Annotated in this window: 26 protein-coding genes and 1 tRNA gene; 18 read left to right on the forward strand and 9 right to left on the reverse strand. The window is 63.9% G+C overall.

Annotated features, from left to right (window positions below):
• Positions 1-8 precede the first annotated feature (8 nt).
• Positions 9-365, forward strand: coding sequence for an FKBP-type peptidyl-prolyl cis-trans isomerase (locus tag FHS02_RS21860; RefSeq protein WP_137316337.1), 357 nt, complete (start codon positions 9-11; stop codon positions 363-365).
• Positions 365-595 carry a hypothetical protein gene (locus FHS02_RS21865; RefSeq protein ID WP_175424915.1) on the forward strand — a complete coding sequence of 77 codons (231 nt, stop codon included), beginning with the start codon at positions 365-367 and terminating at the stop codon, positions 593-595. The genes FHS02_RS21860 and FHS02_RS21865 overlap by 1 nt, the downstream gene beginning before the upstream one ends.
• A 124-nt stretch (positions 596-719) precedes the next feature.
• On the opposite strand, the gene FHS02_RS21870 is transcribed toward FHS02_RS21865, so the two are convergent.
• On the reverse strand, positions 720-1,532 hold the full coding sequence (locus FHS02_RS21870; RefSeq protein ID WP_137316335.1) for a hypothetical protein: 813 nt from the start codon (positions 1,530-1,532) through the stop codon (positions 720-722).
• Between the two features lie 227 nt (positions 1,533-1,759).
• Between FHS02_RS21870 and FHS02_RS21875 the strand changes: the two genes are divergently transcribed.
• Both FHS02_RS21875 and FHS02_RS21880 read left to right on the forward strand, forming a co-directional pair.
• Complete coding sequence (locus FHS02_RS21875; RefSeq protein ID WP_050409188.1) at positions 1,760-2,047, forward strand: HU family DNA-binding protein; 288 nt, start codon at positions 1,760-1,762, stop codon at positions 2,045-2,047.
• A gap of 292 nt (positions 2,048-2,339) precedes the next feature.
• Positions 2,340-2,594, forward strand: coding sequence for an acyl-CoA-binding protein (locus tag FHS02_RS21880; protein WP_137316334.1), 255 nt, complete (start codon positions 2,340-2,342; stop codon positions 2,592-2,594).
• Positions 2,595-2,644: 50 nt separating this feature from the next.
• On the opposite strand, the gene FHS02_RS21885 is transcribed toward FHS02_RS21880, so the two are convergent.
• The gene (locus FHS02_RS21885; RefSeq protein ID WP_137316333.1) at positions 2,645-2,920 is read right to left on the reverse strand and encodes a polyhydroxyalkanoic acid system family protein; all 276 of its coding nucleotides are present in this window, start codon (positions 2,918-2,920) and stop codon (positions 2,645-2,647) included.
• An 89-nt stretch (positions 2,921-3,009) separates the two neighbouring features.
• Positions 3,010-4,266 carry a putative Na+/H+ antiporter gene (locus tag FHS02_RS21890; RefSeq protein WP_137316332.1) on the reverse strand — a complete coding sequence of 419 codons (1,257 nt, stop codon included), beginning with the start codon at positions 4,264-4,266 and terminating at the stop codon, positions 3,010-3,012.
• A gap of 248 nt (positions 4,267-4,514) precedes the next feature.
• Here FHS02_RS21890 and fdxA point away from each other — a divergent pair, with 248 nt between their 5' ends.
• The 3 genes from fdxA to FHS02_RS21905 all read left to right on the forward strand — a co-directional run bounded on the left by fdxA (position 4,515) and on the right by FHS02_RS21905 (position 7,464).
• Positions 4,515-4,838, forward strand: coding sequence for a ferredoxin FdxA (fdxA, locus tag FHS02_RS21895; protein WP_137316331.1), 324 nt, complete (start codon positions 4,515-4,517; stop codon positions 4,836-4,838).
• Between the two features lie 91 nt (positions 4,839-4,929).
• Entirely contained in the window at positions 4,930-5,997 is a 1,068-nt protein-coding gene (locus tag FHS02_RS21900) for an NAD(P)/FAD-dependent oxidoreductase (RefSeq protein ID WP_137316330.1), read from the forward strand.
• Positions 5,998-6,240: 243 nt separating this feature from the next.
• The gene (locus FHS02_RS21905) at positions 6,241-7,464 is read left to right on the forward strand and encodes a polyhydroxyalkanoate depolymerase (protein WP_137316329.1); all 1,224 of its coding nucleotides are present in this window, start codon (positions 6,241-6,243) and stop codon (positions 7,462-7,464) included.
• A 63-nt stretch (positions 7,465-7,527) separates the two neighbouring features.
• On the opposite strand, the gene FHS02_RS21910 is transcribed toward FHS02_RS21905, so the two are convergent.
• Positions 7,528-8,283 (reverse strand): substrate-binding periplasmic protein, encoded by a 756-nt coding sequence (locus FHS02_RS21910; protein WP_371870577.1) that lies wholly within the window; start codon positions 8,281-8,283, stop codon positions 7,528-7,530.
• 330 nt (positions 8,284-8,613) lie between these two features.
• Between FHS02_RS21910 and rsxB the strand changes: the two genes are divergently transcribed.
• A complete protein-coding gene (gene rsxB, locus FHS02_RS21915) occupies positions 8,614-9,321 on the forward strand; it encodes an electron transport complex subunit RsxB (protein ID WP_137316327.1) in 708 nt (235 codons plus the stop codon).
• Positions 9,318-9,965, forward strand: a complete 648-nt coding sequence (gene nth, locus FHS02_RS21920; RefSeq protein WP_137316326.1) for an endonuclease III — start codon at positions 9,318-9,320, stop codon at positions 9,963-9,965. The genes rsxB and nth overlap by 4 nt, the downstream gene beginning before the upstream one ends.
• Positions 9,966-10,219: 254 nt before the next feature.
• Here the strand turns inward: nth and proB are convergent, their stop codons facing one another.
• The 4 genes from proB to rplU form a co-directional block, all read right to left on the reverse strand.
• Positions 10,220-11,353: a glutamate 5-kinase gene (gene proB, locus FHS02_RS21925; RefSeq protein ID WP_137316325.1), complete on the reverse strand. Its 1,134-nt coding sequence runs from the start codon at positions 11,351-11,353 to the stop codon at positions 10,220-10,222.
• Between the two features lie 212 nt (positions 11,354-11,565).
• Positions 11,566-12,675, reverse strand: coding sequence for a GTPase ObgE (gene obgE, locus FHS02_RS21930; protein ID WP_137316324.1), 1,110 nt, complete (start codon positions 12,673-12,675; stop codon positions 11,566-11,568).
• A gap of 114 nt (positions 12,676-12,789) precedes the next feature.
• The gene (gene rpmA / locus FHS02_RS21935; RefSeq protein ID WP_130185981.1) at positions 12,790-13,053 is read right to left on the reverse strand and encodes a 50S ribosomal protein L27; all 264 of its coding nucleotides are present in this window, start codon (positions 13,051-13,053) and stop codon (positions 12,790-12,792) included.
• Between the two features lie 37 nt (positions 13,054-13,090).
• A complete protein-coding gene (gene rplU, locus FHS02_RS21940) occupies positions 13,091-13,402 on the reverse strand; it encodes a 50S ribosomal protein L21 (RefSeq protein WP_130185982.1) in 312 nt (103 codons plus the stop codon).
• 277 nt (positions 13,403-13,679) lie between these two features.
• Here rplU and ispB point away from each other — a divergent pair, with 277 nt between their 5' ends.
• The 4 genes from ispB (at position 13,680) to FHS02_RS21960 (ending at position 18,373) form a co-directional block, all read left to right on the forward strand.
• Entirely contained in the window at positions 13,680-14,609 is a 930-nt protein-coding gene (gene ispB / locus FHS02_RS21945) for an octaprenyl diphosphate synthase (RefSeq protein WP_229422886.1), read from the forward strand.
• 154 nt (positions 14,610-14,763) lie between these two features.
• Positions 14,764-15,459 (forward strand): FadR/GntR family transcriptional regulator, encoded by a 696-nt coding sequence (locus FHS02_RS21950; RefSeq protein WP_137316322.1) that lies wholly within the window; start codon positions 14,764-14,766, stop codon positions 15,457-15,459.
• 270 nt (positions 15,460-15,729) lie between these two features.
• On the forward strand, positions 15,730-17,133 hold the full coding sequence (locus FHS02_RS21955; RefSeq protein ID WP_137316321.1) for a glycoside hydrolase family 88/105 protein: 1,404 nt from the start codon (positions 15,730-15,732) through the stop codon (positions 17,131-17,133).
• Between the two features lie 10 nt (positions 17,134-17,143).
• Entirely contained in the window at positions 17,144-18,373 is a 1,230-nt protein-coding gene (locus tag FHS02_RS21960) for a BT3233 family polysaccharide utilization protein (RefSeq protein ID WP_137316320.1), read from the forward strand.
• A gap of 49 nt (positions 18,374-18,422) precedes the next feature.
• On the opposite strand, the gene arsC is transcribed toward FHS02_RS21960, so the two are convergent.
• On the reverse strand, positions 18,423-18,785 hold the full coding sequence (gene arsC, locus FHS02_RS21965) for an arsenate reductase (glutaredoxin) (RefSeq protein ID WP_307722172.1): 363 nt from the start codon (positions 18,783-18,785) through the stop codon (positions 18,423-18,425).
• 126 nt (positions 18,786-18,911) lie between these two features.
• Between arsC and FHS02_RS21970 the strand changes: the two genes are divergently transcribed.
• From FHS02_RS21970 to FHS02_RS21990, 5 genes are all read left to right on the forward strand, one after another.
• Positions 18,912-18,988, forward strand: a tRNA-Pro gene (locus tag FHS02_RS21970).
• A gap of 465 nt (positions 18,989-19,453) precedes the next feature.
• Positions 19,454-20,134, forward strand: a complete 681-nt coding sequence (locus FHS02_RS21975) for a type 1 glutamine amidotransferase domain-containing protein (RefSeq protein ID WP_137316319.1) — start codon at positions 19,454-19,456, stop codon at positions 20,132-20,134.
• 74 nt (positions 20,135-20,208) lie between these two features.
• The gene (locus tag FHS02_RS21980) at positions 20,209-20,949 is read left to right on the forward strand and encodes an SDR family oxidoreductase (RefSeq protein ID WP_137316318.1); all 741 of its coding nucleotides are present in this window, start codon (positions 20,209-20,211) and stop codon (positions 20,947-20,949) included.
• A 40-nt stretch (positions 20,950-20,989) separates the two neighbouring features.
• Positions 20,990-21,748, forward strand: a complete 759-nt coding sequence (locus tag FHS02_RS21985; protein ID WP_137316317.1) for an alpha/beta fold hydrolase — start codon at positions 20,990-20,992, stop codon at positions 21,746-21,748.
• A 63-nt stretch (positions 21,749-21,811) separates the two neighbouring features.
• On the forward strand, positions 21,812-22,417 hold the full coding sequence (locus tag FHS02_RS21990; protein ID WP_137316316.1) for a TetR/AcrR family transcriptional regulator: 606 nt from the start codon (positions 21,812-21,814) through the stop codon (positions 22,415-22,417).
• Positions 22,418-22,545: the final 128 nt, after the last annotated feature.

Genomic DNA, 22,545 nt, shown 5'->3' on the forward strand with positions numbered 1-22,545 from the left:
AACGCCCCATGTCCACCACCACCACCCCATCCGGCCTGCAGTACGACGACGTCCAGGTCGGCGACGGCGCCGAGGCGAAAGCCGGTCAGAACGTCACCGTTCACTACACCGGCTGGCTGCAGAACGCCGACGGCAGCAAGGGCGCCAAGTTCGATTCCAGCAAGGACCGCAACGACCCGTTCGAGTTCGCGCTGGGCGCCGGCATGGTCATCCGCGGCTGGGACGAAGGCGTGCAGGGCATGAAAGTCGGCGGTACCCGCCAGCTGATCATCCCGGCCGACCTGGGCTACGGCGCACGCGGCGCCGGTGGCGTGATCCCGCCGAACGCGACGTTGATCTTCGACGTCGAACTGCTGGGCGTGTGATGCGCTTGCCGGCACTGACACGCCTGCCGCTGCTGGCGACCGCTCTGCTGGCAACGGCGACCCTGTCCGGCTGCACCGTGGTTGCCGTCGGCGCCGCCGTCGTGGGTGCCGGCGTCACCGTCGCCTCGACCGCGGTCGACGTGGGTGTCGCCGCCGGCAAGGGCGTCGTCTACGTGGGCAAGGCCGCCCTGTCGGACGACGACGACGAGGAAGACGAGAAGAAAAAGTAGGCGAAGAAGTAAGCAAGAACCGAAGCAGGCCGGACGTTCGTGACCGGGCACGGCTTGCCGACGCAGCAGATGAAGCAATTGAAGCAGATGAAAAAGGCGCCCTTGTGGCGCCTTTTCTTTTTGGCTAGCGCTGCCAGCCGCGCTGCATGGCTTCCTGCTCCGCCTTCGCGTCCAGCGGGTCGCCGGAAATGCGCTGTTCGATCGCCACCTTGACCGGCGGCGCGATATCGATGGCGGCAGCGCCGGCGGGGGCTCCGGTGCCGCTGGCCTGCGCCGGCCGCGGGTTCTGCATCACCAGCGGCAGGCGCCACTCCTGCCCCGTTTTGCAGGCCAGGCCGGCAAGCTCGAAAGTGCCGCTGCCGCTGGCGAAGCTGCGGCAATAGCTGCCGTCCATCGACACGAACGACATGCCGATGCGCACCGCGCCGGCGGCCCGCGCCGCCGCATTGGTGGCCACGCCCGCCGCGCCCGGCGGTACCGACAGTTGCTGCTCGAGGGCCGTGACGAGGCGGCCCTCGGCCACCAGCGTGCCGTCGCGGCTGGCGACCAGGTCGACCTTGACTTCATCGGCCTGGAAGTACGACAGGCCGAACGTGCCGGCCAGTACGCCGACCACCAGCACGCCGCCCAGTGCCATCCATTCGGGCCAGGACCAGCGCCGCTCGCGCGTGGCCTTGCGGGCCGCCAGCTGGGACGCCTCGCGCCGTGCCCGCACCGCGTCGAGGCTGACGATGGTGGCCTGGCGCGGCGGGCGCATGCGCTGGCCGTCGTCGGCCTTGGCAAAGCCGGCGAACACGTTGCTGCGCCGCGTCTTGTAATAGGCAACGCGCCGGGCCAGCGCCAGGTCGGTGGAACAGGCATGCTCCACCGCGCGGCGCGTGACCATGTCCAGTTCGCCGTCGGCATACGCGATCAGGGTTTCGTCGGAAAAGCTCATGATGTTGGCCCGCCTGTGTTCAAGGGACGATACTTCATATTAGCACCGGGCCGCGCCGCTTACGTGTCCGGCTTGCGTCCGACTCGCGCGCGGGCATCGCATGGCGGTCCGGCGGACCATGCCGCACCGCAGCAGCCCAACAGCCATAAGGGTTTCTATTGTTTCAAAGGATTACTTTCCGCAAATATTGTGCTAATCTGCGGCCTCTATTAACCACGGAGGTAGTAATGAAAAAAGGCGAACTGATTGCAGAATTTGCGAAGCGTACCGAAATGTCCGGTGCCGCCGCCAACGACGCAGTGAATACCCTGATTGCCATCGTTACGGAGCGCCTGAAAAAAGGCGACACGGTCGGCATCACCGGCTTCGGCACCTTCTCGGTCGCCAAGCGCGCTGCTCGCAAAGGCCGCAATCCTGCAACCGGCGAAGCGATCAAGATCGCCGCATCCAAGACGCCAAAATTCTCGGCCGGTGCGACGCTGAAAGCGGCCGTGAACCCGACCAAGAAAAAGTAAACCCGGATTCACGCCGAAACGGCGGTCAGGGCCCGGTCGCCTCGGGTCCTGGCCGCCGTGTTCATTTGGCGCGGTGATTTGACAGATATGGTTGGCGGGGCACAGTTGTCAATCAGGCTGGCGCAGAATACCGGGCACGGAATAGCGGGCACGGAATAGCTGGTACAGAATAGCGGGCACAGAAAATCCGGCGCAGCATATTGGAGTAGATGCTCTACAGTTTCCCGGCTCGCGATGTCCGCTGTTTTTGTATGATGCGCGGTACCAAACCCTGCAACCCAACGAGGACACCATGAGCCTGCAACAAGAGTTCGACCAGGCGGTCGCCGATTCGAAGAACCTGCCGGAGCGCCCGGACAACATGACGCTGCTGAAGATCTACGCGCTGTACAAGCAAGGCTCTTCCGGCGACGCCACCGGCGAGCGCCCCGGCATCACCGATTTCGTCAACCGCGCCAAGTACGACGCCTGGGCCGCACTGCAGGGCACGTCGCGGGACGACGCGCAGCAGCAATACGTCGACCTGATCGCCGAACTGAAAGGCTGATCCCGGCGCACCGCGCTACCCTTCCGGCCAGCTCCCGCCGGCCCATGGCGTCACTCCGGCGCAAACACCTTGCGCATCTTTTCAGCGACCTTGCTCTGGATCGCCGGCGCAAAGGCGCCATACAGGAATCCCAGCTTGATCTGCATCTGCGCCTGCTTTTCCAGCAGCGTCAGCGTGCCTTCGACACCGCTTTTCTCGAAACGCAGCACGTCGCCCTGCCATTGGCAGGAAAGGTCCAGTTCGCGCGCCAGCTTGTCGGCCACCTGCTGGGCCGCGGCACGGGCCGCGTCGGGGTCGAGGTTGTGGGGTTGGGTGATGTTGATCATGCGTGGATGGGGCAAAAAGGCGCCATCATGCCACAACGCACCCCGGCCGGCAGCAACTCGGCAGGCAGCAATCCAGCAGACACCGCATGCTACAGCAGACGGAACGCGGCGACCGCCACCGCTGTCGGCGCCAGCGCAGCCAGCAGCAGGTGCAGCGCGGACACCGTCTGCAGCGCGAAATGCTCCTTCAGGATCGACATGCCGGCCGGGTTCGGTGCATTGGCGATTACCGTCAGGCCGCCGCCGGCCACCGCGCCCGTCACCAGCGCATACTTGAATTCGTCGCTCAAGCCTTCCACCAGCGAGCCCAGGTAAGTGAGCGCGGCGTTGTCGGTGATCGCCGTCAGCGCGGTCGCGCCATAGAACACAGCGTCGCTGCTCATGCTCATCAGCGCGGGCTGCAGCCACCACTGCTGCTGCCCGCCCAGCACCACCAGGCCGGCCAGGAAAAACGCCACCAGCAGGCCCTCGCGCAGGATCAGCCGGTCCTGGAAGCGCTCATACGCATGGACCACGCCGAGGAAGAACAGGAACAGCCCCATGAACACGGCCGGATGGTGCGCGAACAGCACCACGCCGGCCAGGAACGCCAGGTGCGCCACGACCAGCGGAAGCGGCACCGTGGCCTCCCGTGGCCCGGCAGCGGGCTTCAGCGCTGCCAGTTCGCGGGCGAACAGCGCTGTGACGCCGGCCGCGTTGACCAGCACCGCCAGCGCCGCCTTCCAGCCGATGTGCGACAGCATGAACGGCAAGTCCCAGCCCCATTTGGCCGCCACCATCAGCACGGGCGGTGCGGCGTACGGCGTCAGCGTGCCGCCGATCGACACGTTGACGAACAGGACGCCCAGCGTGGCGTACTTCAGCCGTTCCGAAATGCCGGCGGCGAAAATGCGTTCGGACAGGATCAGCGCGGCCAGCGTCATCGCGGCCGGTTCCGTGATGAACGAGCCCAGCAGCGGCACGCCGGCCAGCACGAGGAAATAGGTCATCAGGCCGTCCGGCAGCGGCATGGCGCGGGCCAGCAGCGCCACGGCCGATTTCGTCGTCTGCAGGATCGGCCGCGTGGCGGCGATCACCATGATCACGAACACGAACATCGGCTCGGTGAAGTTCCGGCTGTCCACATAGGCCACCGCGTCGCCCGTCCCGCCGGTAATGGCGATGAATGCCACCAGCACCAGGGCCCAGAAGCCGAACACGACTTCGACCTCGCCCAGCAGGTGCCAGATTCCCGCGTGGGCAGGAAAGCGCTCGGCCAGGCGCTCGAAGAACTGGGCAGTGAAGGTGTGCAGGATGGCGACGGCGAACAGGACCGCGCCGGCGATTTCGATGGTACTGGGCGTCATGCATTGCTCCTGGAATCAGAACCAGGAATTGTATGCCAGCAACAGCCGGATGCCATGCACGACGGCATCCACAGGCCGGCATTCCAATGCATCGGGGCGCGCGCCACCAATGGCGCGCCCCGCATTTGCTTATATGTATTGTGTCTAAGCCTGAATTGTGAGAAAGGGGAAATTGCCCTAAAATACAGTGCTTTGCTGAAGTTGGATTGTGTTATCGACCGCTTCACACCAACATTGATAGGACTGCTATGACCCACGTTGTCACCGAATCTTGCATCGCCTGCCGGTATACGGACTGCGTCGATGTTTGCCCGGTAGATTGTTTCCGCGAAGGCCCGAATTTCCTGGCAATTGATCCCGACGAATGCATCGACTGCGCAGTGTGCGTGGCCGAATGCCCGGTCAACGCCATTTTCGCGGAAGAAGATGTGCCGTCCGACCAGCAGAATTACATCAAGCTCAACGCGGACCTGTCCCGCAACTGGCCTTCGATCACGAAGACCAAGCCAGCCCTGCCGGAAGCCGAGCAGTTCAAGGACGTCAAGGACAAGCTCAATTTGCTGGTGCGCTAACGGCAGCCTCCCGGTACCCGCGCCACGTGCCCGCCCGGGCACACTCTTGCGCGCGGCCTGCCGCATTTGAATTCACAGGATAGAAATCGTCATGAATATCGTCAGCACCACTCCAGGTGGTTTCCATGAAACGGATGCCGTCATCATCGGAGCCGGCCCCGTCGGCCTGTTCCAGGTCTTCGAACTCGGCCTGCTGGAAATCAAGGCCCACGTGATCGATTCGCTGGCGGCCGTTGGCGGCCAGTGCGTCGAACTGTATCCGGACAAGCCGATCTACGATATCCCCGCGATTCCTTCCTGCACCGGCCAGGAACTGACGGACGGCCTGCTCAAGCAGATCGAGCCGTTCGGTCCCACGTTCCACCTGGGCCAGGAAGTGACCGTCGTGCAGAAGCGCGAAGACGGCCGCTTCGACGTCGAGACCAGCCTGGGCACCAAGTTCATCACGAAGACCATCTTCATTGCCGCCGGCGTCGGTTCGTTCCAGCCGCGCACGATGAAGACCGAAGGCATCGAAGCGTTCGAAGGTTCGCAGGTGTTCTACCGCGTCAAGGATCCCGCGCAGTTCGAAGGCAAGAACATCGTCGTCTGCGGCGGCGGCGATTCCGCGCTGGACTGGGCGCTGAACTTCGTCGGCAAGGCCGAGTCGGTCGTGCTGCTGCACCGCCGTGAGGACTTCCGCGCCGCGCCCGCTTCCGTGGCGAAGATGAAGCAGCTGTGCGAAGACTATGAAATGCAGCTGATCATCGGCCAGGTGTCCGGCATCGAGACGAAGGATGACAAGCTGTCCGAACTGCGCGTGACGGGTGCCGACGGCGTGACCCGCCGCGTGCCGCTGGACATGCTGCTGGTGTTCTACGGCCTGTCGCCGAAGCTGGGCCCGATCGCCGAGTGGGGCCTGGACATCGAGCGCAAGCAGCTGAAAGTTGTGTCCACCGAGAAATTCGAGACGAATGTGCCGGGTATCTTCGCCGTGGGCGACATCAACACGTATCCGGGCAAGAAAAAACTGATCCTGTCGGGCTTCCACGAAGCCGCGCTGGCCGCCTTTGGCGCCGCGCCGTATATCTTCCCGGACAAGAAGATCCACATGCAGTACACCACGACGTCGCCAAAACTCCACAAGGTGCTGGGCGTCGAATCGCCAGTCTTCGACTGAAGCCAGTCGTCTTACCCAGGGTTCGGACCTGTCCTACAAAAAAGCAGCGGAAACGCTGCTTTTTTTGTTTCAACGGCACTATTATCGTAGGAACTACAGGCTTTTACTGTCATTTTGTTGCTTTTCGTCCCCTTTCCTGCGGTACCTGGAAAATGCTTTACGTTAATAATAAACGGCCTATAATGGGCTTATGATTTCCGCGCTGCACTTATTTAAGGCAGCGCATATGACCCGGGAACACCTATGCTTTACCAACTTCACGAGATGCAACGGACCTTCCTGAACCCACTGATGCAGTGGGCCGAAGCGTCCTCGAAACTGTTCAGCAACCCGGTATCGCCCCTGGCACACACGCCATTCGCGCAGCGGATCGCTGCCGGCTATGAACTGCTGTACCGCCTGGGCAAGGATTACGAAAAACCGCCATTCGGCATCGACACCACCACCGTCGACGGCAAGCCCGTGTCGATCATCGAACATGCCGCCGTCACCAAGCCATTCTGCCGCCTGATCCACTTCCGCAAGGACACGCGCGAGGAACTGAAGCAGCCGACCGTGCTGCTGGTGGCGCCGCTGTCCGGCCACCATTCCACGCTGCTGCGCGATACCGTGCGCGGCCTGCTGCCGGAACACGACGTGTTCATCACCGACTGGACCGACGCGCGCATGGTGCCACTGAGCGAAGGCCCGTTCCACCTCGACGACTACATCTATTACGTGCAGGATTTCATCCGCCACCTGGGACCGGACGTGCACGTGATTTCCGTCTGCCAGCCGACGGTGCCGGTACTGGCCGCGATCTCGCTGATGGCGTCCAATAACGACCCTAAGCTGCCGAAGACGATGACGATGATGGGCGGCCCGATCGACCCGCGCAAATCGCCGACGGCCGTCAACAACCTGGCCATCGAGAAGCCGTTCTCGTGGTTCGAGAACACCGTGATCTATCCGGTGCCGCCGAACTACCCGGGCTTCGGCCGCAAGGTCTACCCCGGCTTCCTGCAGCATGCCGGCTTCATCGCGATGAACCCCGGCCGCCACGCGCAATCGCACCGCGAGTTCTACATGCACCTGGTGCGCGGCGACGACGATTCGGCGGAAGGCCACCGCAAGTTCTACGACGAATACAACGCCGTGCTGGACATGCCGGCCGAGTACTACCTGGACACGATCAAGACGGTGTTCCAGGAACACCGCCTGCCGAACGGCACGTGGGAAGTGGGTGGCCAACTGGTGCGCCCGCAGGACATCAAGAACGTGGCGCTGCTGACCGTGGAAGGCGAACTGGACGACATTTCCGGTGCCGGCCAGACGCAGGCCGCGCATGAACTGTGCAGCGGCATCCCGGCCGACATGCAGGAGGACTTCGTGGTGCCGCAGGCCGGCCACTACGGCATCTTCTCCGGCCGCCGCTGGCGCGAGCTGGTGTGCCCGAAGATCACGTCGTTCATCAAGCAGCACGCCTGATCAGGTTCCTCGACGGCTGGCCGCCCCACGGGGCGGCTTTTTTTTTGCCCGGCCCGTCCGGGGTCAGTCGCCCGCCACCCCTACTTCACCGATCCTGCGCCAGTACGCCTTCTCGACCTGGCCGAAATCGACGCCCTTCGCCGCGTCGTTGAACGCCCGCTGCTGCACCAGGCCGGCGTGCGTGCGCTTGAAGCACACATGCACGGTACGCTCCCGGAACAGGCGCTCGTTGACGGCGATACGGCCGCGGTCCTCCGCGGTGAACCGCGTGGTCAGCAGGTGGCGCAGCACGCGCCGCTCGATCAGCATGGCCGGATAGCGCCGCGCCAGCAGCTTGCGCAGGTTGGTTTCATCGTTGTCGCCCTCTTCCACGCCGAGCCCGCCCTGGCGAACCAGCGCATCGAACTCGCCGCCGTTGGAAAAACCGCCAACGGTGCCGATGCGCACGCCGCGCAGGTCGGTCAGCTGGCCGGCGCGCACGGGCTTGTCCTTCAGGTAGGCCAGTACCGTCAGCGTGGAGCCGACCGGGCTGGAAAAATGGCACAGCTTTTCCCGTTCGGGGGTACGCCAGACGGCAAGGAAGCCCGCATAGCGGCCATCCTTCAGGCCCAGTTCCATCGTGCGCTTCCAGGGAAAATAATCGATCCGTGCCGTATAGCCGAGGCGGTCGAGCACCGCGCGCAGCATCGCGCCGGACAGGCCATCGTCGGGCAGCGCATCGCTGACGAACGGCGGCCATTCCTCGGCGGCGAAGCGGATCGTTTGCGGCGTCTGCGCCGTGGCGGACGTCCACACGGCGGCAACTACACCGCCGAGCACGCAGGACCGGACACGCCGCAAAGCGGCACGCCGTATTCCTTGCAAAGCGGCACGCAGCATGCCGTGCAGTGAGCCGTGCAGTGGACCATGTTCTGCACGATACGGCGCACCGCATGGCATGGGGGCCTCCGGGCGGCGCGTACTCATGCCCGGACGGTCTCGGTGGGGGTTGGCTTTGCATGTTCCATCCATGCATGCTCCCACAAGGCGGCGGCAAAGCCAAGCGCAGCCTGCCGGCACGGCGTGCCCGCTGCACGAGCGCGCGCGAATGAAGGATAATGCGTCTTTGCTGTCTTTAGCCGCATCCTTTAGCCGCATCCTGCCCCCATCGTGACCGAACCAGCCACCCTCGCCGACCGTATCGAAGACGCCTTGCCGCAAACGCAGTGCACAAAGTGCGGTTATACCGGCTGCCGCCCGTACGCGGAAGCGATCGCTGCGGGCGAGGCGCGCATCAACCAGTGCCCGCCCGGCGGCGCCGAAGGTATCGTGCGGCTGTCCGCCGTGACCGGCCATCCGGTCATTCCGCTCAACCCCGAAAACGGCCTGGAACGGCCGCGTGCGGTGGCCTACATCGACGAGGCGCTGTGCATCGGCTGCACGCTGTGCATCCAGGCCTGCCCGGTGGACGCGATCATGGGCGCGGCCAAGCAGATGCACACGATCATTCCCGAGCTGTGCACGGGCTGCGACCTGTGCGTGAAGCCGTGCCCGGTCGACTGCATCGTGATGTATCCGGTGACCGAAGCCACCGGCTGGGATGCCTGGTCGCAGCCGGACGCCGATGCCGCCCGCGAACGCCACGATTTCCGTATCGCCCGCCTGAAGCGCGAGCGCGAGGAGAACGATGCGCGGCTGGCCGCCAAGGCCCAGGCCAAGATGGCCGCCGTCGAGAATCTCGCGCCGGAAAATGCCGCCGAGCTGGCCGAGAAGGAACGCAAGCGGGCAATCATCGCCGCCGCGATGGAACGCGCGCGGCTGAAGGCCGAGGCAGCCAAGGCTGCCGCCGCTGCGCAGGAGAACAAACCTCAACAATGAACGCAGCCAAACGCCACGAAATCTTTCGCCGCCTGCGCGAAGCCAATCCGCACCCCACCACCGAACTCGAATACACCACCCCGTTCGAACTGCTGATCGCCGTGCTGCTGTCGGCGCAGGCGACCGACGTGGGCGTCAACAAGGCCACCCGCAAGCTGTACCCGGTGGCGAACACGCCGCAGGCAATCCTCGATCTCGGCCTCGACGGGCTGGTGCCATACATCCAGACCATCGGGCTGTTCAACACCAAGGCGAAGAACGTGATGGCGACGTGCCGCATCCTCGTCGAGCAGCACGGCGGTGAAGTACCGCGCGATCGCGAGGCGCTGGAGGCGCTGCCCGGCGTGGGCCGCAAGACCGCCAACGTGGTACTGAACACCGCGTTCGGCGAACCGACGATCGCCGTCGACACGCACATCTTCCGCGTATCGAACCGCACCAATCTCGCGCCTGGCAAGACAGTGGATATCGTCGAACAGAAGCTGCTGAAGTTCGTGCCGAAGGAATTCCTGCAGGATGCGCACCACTGGCTGATCCTGCACGGACGCTACACGTGCGTGGCGCGCAAGCCGCAGTGCTGGAACTGCATGATCGTGGATTTGTGCGAGTACCGGCAGAAGACGGCGGCGCCGGCGGTGGTGTGATGCAGTCGGCGGCGGTCGAGTAGCAGGGGTCTGTCCCCGGTAAGTGTGGACTTCCGCGTTCGCCGCCAAAGCAATTAGGGGACTGACCCCGGTGTTTGCCGGCATCGTCGCAACGCCTGAAAAAAAGCGGGGTCAGTCCCCTTGATCTACGCTGACAGCTACGTTCAAGGCCAACAACTGGCGGGGACAGACCCCTGCCGCTCCACGGCCAACAACTGAGTGAGACAGTCGTGGACTCCACCACTGTTACCTCATCACAGCAGCACCAGATTATCCCGATGAATCAGCTCGCGCCCTTCGACGAAGCCGAGTACCGCTTCGATCTCGGCCGACGGCTTGCGCAGGATGCGCCGTGCTTCGCCGCTCGTGTAGTTGGTGATGCCGCGCGCGATCGGCACGCCCTTTTCGCTGATGCAGGTAATGACGGCGCCGCGGCCGAATTCGCCGCGCACTTCGAGCACGCCGATCGGCAGCAGCGACTTGCCTTCGCGCGACAGTTTTTCGACGGCGCCGGCATCGATGACGACCTGGCCCAGCGTGTGCAGGTGATCGGCCATCCACTGCTTGCGCGCGGTGAGGTGGCCGGTCTGGGCCTGCAGCTCGGTGCCGATCGCTTCGCCGGACGCCAGGCGCGTCAGCACGCCCTCTTCGCGGCCGAAGGCGATGACGGTGTGCGCGCCGGACTTGGCGGCGCGCCTGGCGGCCAGGATCTTCGTCAGCATGCCGCCGCGGCCCAGGCTCGACCCGGCACCGCCCGCCATCGCTTCCAGCTGCGGATCGCCGGCGATGCCGTTGGTGATCAGGAAGGCCGCCGGGTCCTTGCGCGGATCGGCCGAGAACAGGCCGCGCTGGTCGGTCAGGATGATCAGCACGTCGGCCTCGATCAGGTTGGCGACCAGCGCGCCCAGCGTGTCGTTGTCGCCGAACTTGATTTCATCGGTGACGACGGTGTCGTTCTCGTTGATGATCGGCACCACGCCCAGCGACAGCAGGGTGGTCAAGGTGGAACGCGCATTCAGGTAGCGTTCCCGGTCGGCCAGGTCGGCATGCGTCAGCAGCACCTGCGCGGTGCCGATGCCGTGCGCGCGGAAGCTCGTTTCATAGATCTGCGCCAGGCCCATCTGGCCCACCGCGGCGCATGCCTGCAGTTCATGGACGTCGGTGGGACGGTGCTCGAAGCCCAGGCGCAGCATGCCTTCGGCGATCGCGCCGGAGCTCACCAGCACGACCTGCTTGCCCAGCGCGCGCAAGGCGGCGATCTGCGCGGCCCAACGGGCGATGGCAGCCTGGTCGAGGCCGCGGCCATCGTTGGTGACGAGCGACGATCCGACCTTGACGATGATGCGGCCGGCTTTCTGGACGACGGATGGTGTGGTGCGCGAATTCATTGGGCGGCAAATCTCTTGTTGGAAGTGGACTGCATGTCGCCGGGCCTGTCGCCCCGCTTTGCCGCTGACACTGGGCGATCGGCGGATGGCGAAATCGTACAGGTAACAGTGAAGAGAATTTTAACCGGTAACGGCGCGGTTTACCGAACTAGATATGGAAAAGGCCCGCATTGCGGGCCTCTTGTTCAAGCGGTCTGGTTCGAGCCTGCTTCTCAGTCGAGAACCTTGAAGCGGGGATCGTCCGGATCGATCGACGAGATGCCGCGTGCTTCTTCCGTCATCTGCGTTTCCTCGGCGCGCTGTTCGCCGTGGCGCTTCTCTTCCAGGTACTGGTAGATCGCCGTTACGAGTTCCTGCGTGCCTTCGCGCGACAGCGCGGAGATTTCAAAGACAGGGCCCTTGAAGCCGAACTTCTTGACGAAGTCCTTCACGCGCTTGGCGCGCTCCGCTTCCGGCACCACGTCCAGCTTGTTCAGCACCAGCCAGCGCGGCTTGTCGACCAGCGCCTCGTCGTACTTTTCCAGCTCCTTGACGAGCGCCTTGGCTTCCTTCACCGGGTCCACGGTCGCCTCGAACGGCGCCAGGTCGACGATGTGCAGCAGCAGGCCGGTACGCGACAGGTGGCGCAGGAACTGGTGACCCAGGCCGGCGCCTTCGGCGGCACCTTCGATCAGGCCGGGAATGTCGGCGATGACGAACGATTTTTCATGCGATACGCGTACCACGCCCAGATTAGGGTGCAGCGTGGTGAACGGGTAGTCGGCGATCTTCGGGCGCGCGTTCGACACGGCCGTAATGAACGTCGACTTGCCGGCGTTCGGCATGCCCAGCAGGCCCACGTCCGCCAGCACCTTCAGTTCCAGGCGCAGTTCGCGGCGTTCGCCTTCCTTGCCTTCCGTCTTCTGGCGCGGCGCGCGGTTGGTCGACGTCTTGAAGTGGATGTTGCCCCAGCCGCCCTCGCCGCCCTTGGCGAGCAGTTCGACCTGGCCGTGTTCGGTCATGTCGGCGAGGATCTCGCCGCTCACGTTGTCGATGATCAGCGTGCCGACCGGCATGCGCAGCATGATGTCGTCCGCGCCCTTGCCATAGCAGTCCGAGCCGCGGCCCGCTTCGCCGTTCGACGCCCGGTGCATCTTGGAATAGCGGTAGTCGACGAGCGTGTTGATGTTACGGTCGGCCACGGCCCAGATGGAACCGCCCTTGCCGCCGTCGCCGCCATCGGGACCTCCGAACGGGCGGAATTTCTCGCGCCGGAAAGAGGCGCAGCCGTTGCCGCCGTCGCCAGCGATGACTTCGATACGTGCTTCGTCGATGAACTTCATGATTACCGCCTTACTAAGCGCCCGGAATCAGGCACCTGGAAATGAAAAAGGCTCCACCGATGGCAGAGCCTTTCGATAAGAAGGCTTGCGCCTTACATCACCGTATGGGCTGGATTACTGAGCAGCCGGTACGACGGTGACGAACTTGTTGCTGCCAGCGCCCTTGGTCACGAACTTGACCACGCCGTCGACCAGTGCGAACAGGGTGTGGTCCTTGCCGGTGCCCACGCCTTCGCCGGCGCGCACAGGGGTGCCACGCTGGCGGATGATGATGCCGCCGGCGTTGATCGTTTGACCGCCGTAAACCTTAACGCCCAGGCGCTTTGATTCGGAATCGCGGCCGTTGCGGGTAGTACCGCCACCTTTTTTGTGTGCCATTTATTGCTCCTTGATTGACTAATTCAGATAACAGCGATTAGCCGTTGATCGAAACGATTTGGATTTCGGTGTAGTTCTGGCGATGGCCCTGGTGCTTCTGGTAGTGCTTACGACGGCGCATCTTGAAGATCTTGACCTTGTCGTGACGACCTTGGGAAACCACTTTCACCAGAACCGTTGCACCTTCAACCAGTGGAGCACCAAACTTGATGCTGTCGCCCGCGCCAACGGCGAGGACTTGATCGATGGTGAGTTCGGAACCAATGTCAGCAGGTATCTGTTCTACTTTGAGTTTTTCGCCAGCGACAACTTTGTATTGCTTGCCACCGGTTTTTATGACCGCGTACATGATTTGAAACCTCATCAAATGTTAAGAAAATCCCTCCCTCGACGCCATGCAGTTGCACCTTCCAACGGCTGGGCGGAGGCCAGAGAACCAACGATTATACATGCAAGGCAAAAACAGGTCAAAAACTAATTCACAAAGCCCCCACGCTCGTGGTATGTCGGCAACGGCAAGCGTGCATGTCGTATAATCGCGGCACTTCAAACCCGACCGCAGCAGGCTCGCCTTGTCCACCCAACCCACCAGCCAGAACCACATCATCAGCACCATCGCGGCCGACATGGACGCCGTCAATGGCGTGATCCGCCAGCGACTGCATTCCGAGGTGGCGCTGGTCAACCAGATCGCTGAATACATCATCAGCGCCGGCGGGAAACGGATCCGCCCGGTACTGGTGCTGCTGGTGGCAAACGCGTATAAATATGAAGGCGCCGCCCACCACGAACTGGCGGCGGTGGTCGAGTTCATCCATACCGCCACACTGCTGCACGACGACGTGGTCGACGAATCGTCGCTGCGCCGCGGCCGCGCCACGGCCAATGCGCTGTTCGGCAATGCCGCCTCGGTGCTGGTTGGCGACTTCCTGTACTCGCGTTCGTTCCAGATGATGGTTTCGCTCGACAATATGCGCGTGATGCGGATCCTGTCGGACGCCACCAACGTGATCGCCGAAGGCGAAGTGCTGCAACTGTTGAACATGCACGACCCCGACGTTTCCGAGGACAGCTACCTGACGGTGATCCGCTCCAAGACAGCCAAGCTGTTCGAGGCGGCCGCCGAACTGGGCGCGCTGGTGGCCGGCGCGGACGACGCGCAGATCGCCGCCGCGGGCGAATACGGCCGCTCGCTGGGCACCGCCTTCCAGCTGATCGACGACGTGCTCGATTACGCGGGCGACGCCGCCGAGATCGGCAAGAACGTCGGCGACGACCTGCGCGAAGGCAAGCCGACGCTGCCGCTGATCTACCTGATGGAACACGGCACCGAAGAGCAGCGCCAGCTGGTGCGCTCCTGCATCGAGACCGGCGACGAACAGCATTTCGACGCCGTGCTGGCCGCCATCACCAGCAGCGGCGCGCTCGATTACACGCGCCGCGCCGCCGAAGTGCAGGCCGACCGCGCCACCGCCGCGCTGGCGACCATGCCGGAAAGCCGCTACAAGGATTCACTGCTGCAGCTGGCCCGTTTCGCGGTCGACCGGACGCACTGAAGCACCTGCCGGGAAGCGTGCCTGGCCACCCCGCGAGGGGGGCGGCGCACGCAAGATGGTGATCGTTTCCACTCTCCCCCGTATTTGCCGCGGGCTGCCGCCCGCAGTGGCTGGAACACAACTATAATCGGCGTTCCACAGAGGACATCCATCCATGAGAAAGAACTCCGCAAACGGCGAAACCCCTGCCGCAGAACCGCGGCTATACCGCGTCGTCGCCGAGCGTGTCCAGCAGATGATCCAGGACGACAGGATCGGCCCCGGCGAACGCCTGCCGGCCGAACGCGAACTGGCCGCGCGGCTCTCGGTCAGCCGCGCCTCGCTGCGTGAAGCGCTGATCGCGCTGGAGCTGGGGGGCGTCGTCGAAGTACGCGGAGGTTCCGGCGTCTACGTCTGCGAACAGCCGTTGCCGGCGGACGTCCCGGAAACCGGCCCCGGCCCGTTCGAAGTGCTGGCGGCGCGCCGCATGATCGAGTCCGAAATCGCCGCCATCGCCGCCAAGGCCGCCACCGGCGCCGCCGTCGACGCGATCCTGAAAGCCGTCGAGCAGATGGAACGCCATCACGAGGACCGCGCCAGCAACGAACTGGCGGACCGCAACTTCCACCTGGCCATCGCCCGCGCTACCGGCAACACGGCGCTGGTCGGCGTCGTCGAATACCTGTGGAACAACCGCGGCTCGCTGTGGCACAAGCTGAAGGAGCACTACCAGACCGAGGAACTGCGGCTGCAGACGCTGCCCGACCACCGGAAAATCCTCGAAGCCATCGCCGCCCACGACCCCGCCGGCGCCCGCCACGCCATGCGCTCCCACCTTGAGCGCGTCACCCGCACGTTCTCGCGCGGCTGATCCCCTACTCCCTACTCCCTACTCCCTACTGCCGGGCCCGTGTCTCGGTGCCAGGCACGCGGACACGGGCTCATGCGCTCATACCCTCGAACGTGTCAGGCGCACGCACTACGCGAACCGAACTTTCCTGGTTGCTGTCGAGCTCGTGTCCCGGTGCCAGGCACCGAGACACGGGCTCGGCCGTTGTTGTGGTCGCCCACCTTGCTTAACTGGCCAGACCAATCTAGAATGGCCTGACCAATAAGCCACGCCAACCCTGACGGAGACAAGGTGAAAAACTCGACCAAACTGCTGGCCGCCCTGGCCTGCTGCACGCTGCTGGGCACCGCCCATGCCGAAGGCCCCTTCCGCAATCCGGACAACAAGAACCTGAAGGACGTTTCCGAAGGCACGTATCCGGTACCGTACAAGATGCCGGTGGTGGCCGAGATCACCGAACAGCTGCACCGCATCCGCGCGTACATGGACCATGCGACGCCGACCAAGGTGGTCAACAAGAAGACCGGCGCGCCGATCACCGACTTCAGGAATCCCGTGGCCGATGCGGCCATTGCCGAAGCGGCGGGCGATTACGGCATCCAGGTCTATGAAATGGGCGTGGTGCACGCGGGCCTGATGAGCGCGGCCGAGGCCACCGGCGACGACAAGTTCACGGCGATGACGAAGCGCCACTTCGACTTCTTCGGCCAGACGCTGCCCTACTTCCGCGCCCAGGAAGCCAAGTTCCACCTGGAGCGCCAGAACAGCTTCGCGCGCTTCATCGATCCCCGCTCGCTGGACGACACCGGCTCGATGTGCGCGGCGCTGATGCGCGCCAAGGCGAAGAAGATCGGCCCGGACCTGAAGTGGATGATCGACAGCTGCAGCGACTGGGTGGCCAACAAGCAGTTCCGCCTGGCCGACGGCACGATGGCGCGCAAGCGCCCGCAAGCCGTGTCGCTGTGGGGCGATGACATGTACATGGCCATTCCGGCGCTGGCCGAGATGGGCCGCATGACGGGCGAGCGCAAATACTTCGACCTGGCGGTGGCCAACGTGCTGGGCATGTCCGAGCGCCTGTACAACCCGCAGCTGAACCTGTTCACGCACGGCTGGCATGAACACGTGCCGAATTCGCCGCGCTTCTACTGGGCGCGCGCCAACGGCTGGGCGGTGGTGGCGATGAGCGACCTGCTCGACGTACTGCCGAAAGACCACCCCGGCTACGACAAGGTACTGAACCAGCTGCGCGGCGCGATCAAGGGCATTTCGGAGCTGCAGTCCGGCACCGGCCTGTGGCACCAGATGGTCGACCGGAACGACTCGTACCTGGAAACGTCCGCCTCGGCCATGTTCACGTACGTGATCGCCCACGCGATCAACCAGGGCTGGATCAGCCCGACGGTCTATGGCTCGGTCGCACAGGCCGGCTGGATCGGCGTGACGACGAAGATCAACGACAAGGGCCAGGTCGAAGGCACCTGCGTGGGTACCACGCTGGCATCGGACCAGGTGTACTACTACAACCGCCCGGTCAGCGTGCACGCTCTGCACGGCTATGGCCCGGTGCTGCTGGCCGGCGCCGAGATGATCAAGCTGCTGAAGAACCCGAAGGTCAGCGTCGAGTACAAGCTGCGCACCTATCACTACCAGCCGAAGGATGGCGGCAAGACCGACTACCGCGAACACCAATGAAAGGATGACGATGACGCTCTTCCCCCGCCGACTGGCGACCCTGGCCTCCCTCCCTGCACTGCTGCTGGCGGCAAGCGCGGCCAGCGCGGCCGGCCTGCGCGTGACGCTGTCGCATGACCTGGACAGCGCCCGCCCATCCGAGACCGTGACGATTCCGTGGAAAGAGGTCAACGCCGCGCTGCCCGGCGCACTGATCCAGCGTATCGCGGTGAAGGACGCGAGCGGGAAGGCGGTGCCGTTCCAGGTCACCAACGTGGCCCCGCAGGCGAAGGACCCGCAGAACGTGGGCGCCGCCTACGGTGACCTGATCTTCCAGCACAGCTTCAAGACCGGCGAGAAGAGCGCCACGTACACGGTGGAAAAGACCGAGGCGGTCGCGCCGGTGTTCCCGCAACAGACGTCGGCGCGCTACATCCAGGAGCGCCTCGACGACTTCGCGTGGGAGAACGACAAGCTGGCGCACCGCACCTACGGCCCCGCGCTGATGGCGCCGGCGCCGGCCGGCAGCGGCAAGGAAGTGCTGCAGACGTCCGGCCTGGACCTGTGGTTCAAGCGCGTGCCCTACCCGATCGTCGACCGCTGGTACAACAAGGGCCATGACCATTACCACAAGGACGAAGGCGAAGGCATGGACTTCTACAACGTCGGCAAGTCGCGCGGTGCCGGCGGCACCGGCGTGTGGGATGGCAAGACGCTGCATGTGTCGGCCAACTATGCCGGCTGGAAGGTGCTGGCCAACGGCCCGATCCGCTCGATCTTCGAACTGCGCTACGCCAGCTGGGACGCGGCCGGCACGCCGGTCACCGAAGTCAAGCGCTTCACGGTGGACGCGGGCCACCAGCTGGACCGCATCGACAGCACGTTCGAATTCCAGGGCCCGGCCACGCTGACGGTGGCCGTGGGCCTGAACAAGACGCCGACCGACAAGGGCGAGAACGGCGTCGTCGACGTGAAACGGGACAAGTCCACCGGCACGCTGCTGCAATGGATCGAGCAGCGCAGCAAGGGCGCGTTCGGCACCGTCGTGATCCTGCCGGGCGCGCAGGACTTCACCGACGATGCGCTGAACAACCTCGTGCTCGCGCAGGTGAAATCGGGCGAGCCGCTGCGCTATTACGCCGGCGGTGCCTGGAGTGGCGCGGGCGAGATCAAGACCGCCGCGCAATGGCAGGCTTACGTGGCGGACTTTGCGAAGCGCGCTGCACATCCCGTCAAGGTCGGACTGCAGACGCAGCCCTGAGCATCGGCGGATCAGCTGATTTGGGCCGGCATCATGCCGGCCTTTTCTTTTACAGAATCTCTTTTACAACGGCCGGCGGCCGGCACAGCCGCACGCTCTTGTCCGTCACCACGAACGGCCGGTTGATCAGCGCCGGATGAGCGCTCATCGCATCGAGCAGCTGGTCGTCCGTCAGCGACGGATCGGCAAGGTTCAGCTGTTCGTACACGTCTCCCTTGTCGCGCATGGCGCCACGCGGCGTCAGACCTGCGCGGGCAATGATGTCCGCCAGTTCGGCACGAGTGGGCGGATTCTTCACGTAGTCGACGATTACAGGCTCGATGCCCGCTTCGCGGATCAGCGCCAGGGCGCCGCGCGAGTTGCTGCACGCGTTGTTGTGGTAGATGGTGATGGCCATGGAAATACGGGTCATGTTGAGAAGGCCCGGATCATAACGGAACCAGCTGCGCAAAGGCTCGCTGGCATCCCGGCAGCCAAAGATTACTGTTGAGATACTTGCCATGAGCCCTGAAATCTGGTCTAATAATGCCTCACCAGTCGGGGTGTAGCTTAGCCCGGTAGAGCGCTACGTTCGGGACGTAGAGGCCGGAGGTTCGAATCCTCTCACCCCGACCAAGAATTCAAGTAAACAGCGAACTTCGGTTCGCTGTTTTGCTTTGTGCAGGTTGCTTTGTGCAGGTTGTTTCGTGCGGGTTGCTTTGTGTGGGTTTGTGCAGTATCGCTTAGTACCAAGCAGTTTTGCCCCGTGCTTGTCGCGAGACTTCGACCAGCCGCTATCGATCACTACCCCGTCATTCGCACCACAGCGGCAACCAATCACCCGCTGCACAAGCGCTGCCCGCTATAGCCTCGCCACTCCTGCCCTACCCCTTCCGATCCAATCCCCCTGCCTTCTGTCGAACCGCCCCCAAACCCACTGAAAATTAATTCAACAAAATTCTAGACGACCGGTCTACTTAGTGATATCTTGTATCCATCGGTGCAGCAAACAACACGCTGTACCAGTACCACCGGCCTGTCGCGCTTACCCCTTAACGAGACGACCGGTCTAATTCAAATCACACTTACTGGAGCAACACCATGAAAAAAGTCCTGATGGTTCTCACGTCCCACGATCAACTCGGCAACACGGGCCGCAAGACCGGCTTCTGGCTCGAAGAGCTGGCCGCGCCCTACTACGCCTTCAAGGATGCCGGTGTCGAAGTCGTGCTGGCCTCGCCGCTGGGCGGCCAGCCGCCGCTGGATCCGAAAAGCAACGAGCCGTCGTTCCAGACCGACCTGACGCGCCGTTTCGAAGCCGATGCCGCCGCCAACGCGCAACTGGCCGCCACGCTGCGCCTGGACAGCGTCGACCAGGGCCAGTTCGACACCGTGTTCTACCCGGGCGGCCATGGCCCGCTGTGGGATCTGGCCGAAGACAAGCACTCGATCGCGCTGATCGAATCGTTCCTGGCAGCGGCCAAGCCGGTCGCCCTGGTCTGCCATGCACCGGGCGTGCTGCGCCATGTGAAGACGCCGTCCGGCCGTCCGCTGGTCGAAGGCAAGAAAGTGACCGGTTTCACCAACACCGAAGAGGAAGGCGTGGGCCTGACGAATGTGGTGCCGTTCCTCGTCGAAGATGAGCTGAAGGCAAAGGGCGGCGTGTATTCCAGCGGTCCGGACTGGGGCTCGTATGTGGTCCGCGACGGTTTGCTGATCACCGGCCAGAACCCGGCATCGTCGGCGGAAGCCGCGGCACTGCTGCTCGAACAACTGGCCTGATGCGCCCTTGCGGCGAGGCGCTTCCCCCGCGGAGGCGCCGCGCCAACCTAGCAAACCCATACAAAGGAATCGCCATGAAAGAAGGCATACAGAACAAGGTCGTCCTGATCACGGGCGGCAGCACGGGCATCGGGGCCGAAGTGGCCCGGCTGCTGGCGAGCCGGGGCGCGAAGGTGGCGATCGCCGCCCGCCGCAAGGAAAAGCTCGATGAGGTCGTGGCCGGCATCGCGGCGGCCGGCGGCACGGCAAGGGCCTACAGCCTCGATGTCACCGACAAGAAGCAGGTGGAGGCGGTCGTTGCGGCGGTCGTGGCGGATTTCGGCAAGCTGGACGTGCTGGTCAACAACGCCGGCCTGATGCCGATCCGCCCGATGGCCGAAGCCAACACCGACGAGTGGGATGCGATGATCGACGTGAACCTGAAAGGCACGCTGTACGGCATCGCCGCCGTGCTGCCGCGCTTCCTGGCGCAGGAAAGCGGCCACATCATCAATCTCAGTTCGGTAGCGGGACGCAAGGTGTTCGCTCCCGGCGGTACGGTGTATTCCGGCACCAAGTTCGCCGTATCGGCCATTTCGGAAGGGCTGCGGCAGGAAGTGGGCGACAGGATCCGCGTGACGTCGATCGCGCCGGGCGCCGTCGAGAGCGATCTCAAGCACAGCACCTCCGGTACCGCCCGCGAAACCGTGCTGGATTTCTACAAACAGGCCATTCCCGCGGCATCGGTGGCGCGCGCCATTGCCTTCGCGATCGAACAGCCGGCGGACGTCGACATCAATGAAATCGTGCTGCGTCCGACAGCGCAGGTGTTCTAAGCAGACCGTCAAATCCCTTACTACCGAATGGAGCCTCATCATGATCAAACTGAACCGCATCGCCTCCGCACTCGCCCTGTCGCTCGCCGCCATTGGCGCGCAGGCAGCCACCCCGGCCCCGGTCAAGAACGTCGTCCTGGTCCACGGCTTCTTCGCTGACGGCTCCGGCTGGAGGGGCGTGGCCGACATCCTGACCCGCGACGGTTTCAATGTCACCGTCGTGCAGCAGCCGGAAACCTCGCTGGCCGACGACGTGAACGCGACGACGCGGGCGATCGATGCCCAGCAGGGCAACAGCATTCTCGTCGGCCACAGCTATGGCGGCGTGGTGATCACGGAAGCGGGCAACCATCCGAAGGTCGCTGGCCTGGTGTATGTCGCGGCCTACCTTCCCGACGCCGGCGAAAGCCTGAAAGACCTGGCCAGCCGGATGGCGCCGGCCACCAAGGGCATCCAGGCCACGGCGGACGGGCACCTGTACTTCGATCCGGCGCGCTTCCATGCCGATTTCGCGGCGGACCTGCCGGCGGCCGACGCCAGGTTCATGGCACAGTCGCAGGTGATCCCGGCCATCGCCGCGGCGACCACGCCCGTATCGAAGGCGGCATGGCGCAGCAAACCGAGCTGGGCGATCATTTCGACGGCCGACCGTACCGTCCATCCGGACCTGGAACGTACGATGGCAAAACGCGCCGGCAGCAAGACGGTCGAGATCGATGGCAGCCACGTCGCCTTCATCGCGCACCCCGAGCAGGTGGCCAAGGTCATCGAACAGGCGGCGGCCACGGCCGGCAAATGAGGCAGGCGAAAATATTTCGGCCCGTTGCTAGACGACTGGTCTATTTAGACGTATAGTGTCTCCATGGCTAAAGCACATAACACCGATTCGTCCGACGTTCGCGACAATATCCTGGCAGTGGGGCAACGCATCATGTCCGGCAAGGGTTTCTCGGCGGTCGGACTGAACGAGATCCTGACGGAAGCAAAGGTGCCGAAGGGCTCCTTCTACCACTACTTCGGCTCGAAGGATGCGTTCGGCGAGGCATTACTGTCGAACTACTTCGAGGACTACCTGGCGGACATCGACACCGTGATGGGCCAGCCCGGGGTGACCATGGCGCAGCGCCTGCTGGATTATTTCGACATGTGGCGCGCCAACCAGTCGTTCCTCGATTGCCAGGGCAAATGCCTGGCGGTCAAGCTTGCCGCGGAAGTGGCCGACCTGTCCGAGGCGATGCGCACGGTGCTGAACCAGGGCACGTCGGCGATCATCGCCAGGCTGGCCGATGCCATCGAACGGGGCGTGGCGGAAGGTTCGCTGGCGGTCGACGACAGCCCGCGGCGGATTGCCGAAAGCCTGTACCAGCTATGGCTCGGCGCCAGCGTCATGGTCAAGATCGTGCGCGGTACCGAACCGTTCGATTCCGCCATGGCGGTCACGCGTCAAATGCTGCACCTGGATCATTGATCCAGGATACTGATCCGACTCATTGATCCGATTCACTGATCCGGCCCGCGGGCGGCCGGCTCCCGACACTTCCAGCGAAGTGTTTTTTTAGGCTCACATTCTAGACGACCGGTCTAATTCAAACGGTC

This window comes from Pseudoduganella umbonata, assembly GCF_014192225.1.
Lineage (GTDB): Bacteria > Pseudomonadota > Gammaproteobacteria > Burkholderiales > Burkholderiaceae_D > Rugamonas > Rugamonas umbonata.

Bases quoted from the DNA above. Each gene is read 5' to 3' on its own strand.
- FHS02_RS21860 (WP_137316337.1), top strand. From the start codon at position 9: ATGTCCACCACCACCACCCCATCCGGCCTGCAGTACGACGACGTCCAG.
- FHS02_RS21865 (WP_175424915.1), top strand. From the start codon at position 365: ATGCGCTTGCCGGCACTGACACGCCTGCCGCTGCTGGCGACCGCTCTG.
- FHS02_RS21870 (WP_137316335.1), bottom strand. From the start codon at position 1,532: ATGAGCTTTTCCGACGAAACCCTGATCGCGTATGCCGACGGCGAACTG.
- FHS02_RS21875 (WP_050409188.1), top strand. From the start codon at position 1,760: ATGAAAAAAGGCGAACTGATTGCAGAATTTGCGAAGCGTACCGAAATG.
- FHS02_RS21880 (WP_137316334.1), top strand. From the start codon at position 2,340: ATGAGCCTGCAACAAGAGTTCGACCAGGCGGTCGCCGATTCGAAGAAC.
- FHS02_RS21885 (WP_137316333.1), bottom strand. From the start codon at position 2,920: ATGATCAACATCACCCAACCCCACAACCTCGACCCCGACGCGGCCCGT.
- FHS02_RS21890 (WP_137316332.1), bottom strand. From the start codon at position 4,266: ATGACGCCCAGTACCATCGAAATCGCCGGCGCGGTCCTGTTCGCCGTC.
- fdxA (WP_137316331.1), top strand. From the start codon at position 4,515: ATGACCCACGTTGTCACCGAATCTTGCATCGCCTGCCGGTATACGGAC.
- FHS02_RS21900 (WP_137316330.1), top strand. From the start codon at position 4,930: ATGAATATCGTCAGCACCACTCCAGGTGGTTTCCATGAAACGGATGCC.
- FHS02_RS21905 (WP_137316329.1), top strand. From the start codon at position 6,241: ATGCTTTACCAACTTCACGAGATGCAACGGACCTTCCTGAACCCACTG.
- nth (WP_137316326.1), top strand. From the start codon at position 9,318: ATGAACGCAGCCAAACGCCACGAAATCTTTCGCCGCCTGCGCGAAGCC.
- proB (WP_137316325.1), bottom strand. From the start codon at position 11,353: ATGAATTCGCGCACCACACCATCCGTCGTCCAGAAAGCCGGCCGCATC.
- obgE (WP_137316324.1), bottom strand. From the start codon at position 12,675: ATGAAGTTCATCGACGAAGCACGTATCGAAGTCATCGCTGGCGACGGC.
- rpmA (WP_130185981.1), bottom strand. From the start codon at position 13,053: ATGGCACACAAAAAAGGTGGCGGTACTACCCGCAACGGCCGCGATTCC.
- rplU (WP_130185982.1), bottom strand. From the start codon at position 13,402: ATGTACGCGGTCATAAAAACCGGTGGCAAGCAATACAAAGTTGTCGCT.
- ispB (WP_229422886.1), top strand. From the start codon at position 13,680: ATGGACGCCGTCAATGGCGTGATCCGCCAGCGACTGCATTCCGAGGTG.
- FHS02_RS21950 (WP_137316322.1), top strand. From the start codon at position 14,764: ATGAGAAAGAACTCCGCAAACGGCGAAACCCCTGCCGCAGAACCGCGG.
- FHS02_RS21960 (WP_137316320.1), top strand. From the start codon at position 17,144: ATGACGCTCTTCCCCCGCCGACTGGCGACCCTGGCCTCCCTCCCTGCA.
- arsC (WP_307722172.1), bottom strand. From the start codon at position 18,785: ATGACCCGTATTTCCATGGCCATCACCATCTACCACAACAACGCGTGC.
- FHS02_RS21975 (WP_137316319.1), top strand. From the start codon at position 19,454: ATGAAAAAAGTCCTGATGGTTCTCACGTCCCACGATCAACTCGGCAAC.
- FHS02_RS21980 (WP_137316318.1), top strand. From the start codon at position 20,209: ATGAAAGAAGGCATACAGAACAAGGTCGTCCTGATCACGGGCGGCAGC.
- FHS02_RS21985 (WP_137316317.1), top strand. From the start codon at position 20,990: ATGATCAAACTGAACCGCATCGCCTCCGCACTCGCCCTGTCGCTCGCC.
- FHS02_RS21990 (WP_137316316.1), top strand. From the start codon at position 21,812: ATGGCTAAAGCACATAACACCGATTCGTCCGACGTTCGCGACAATATC.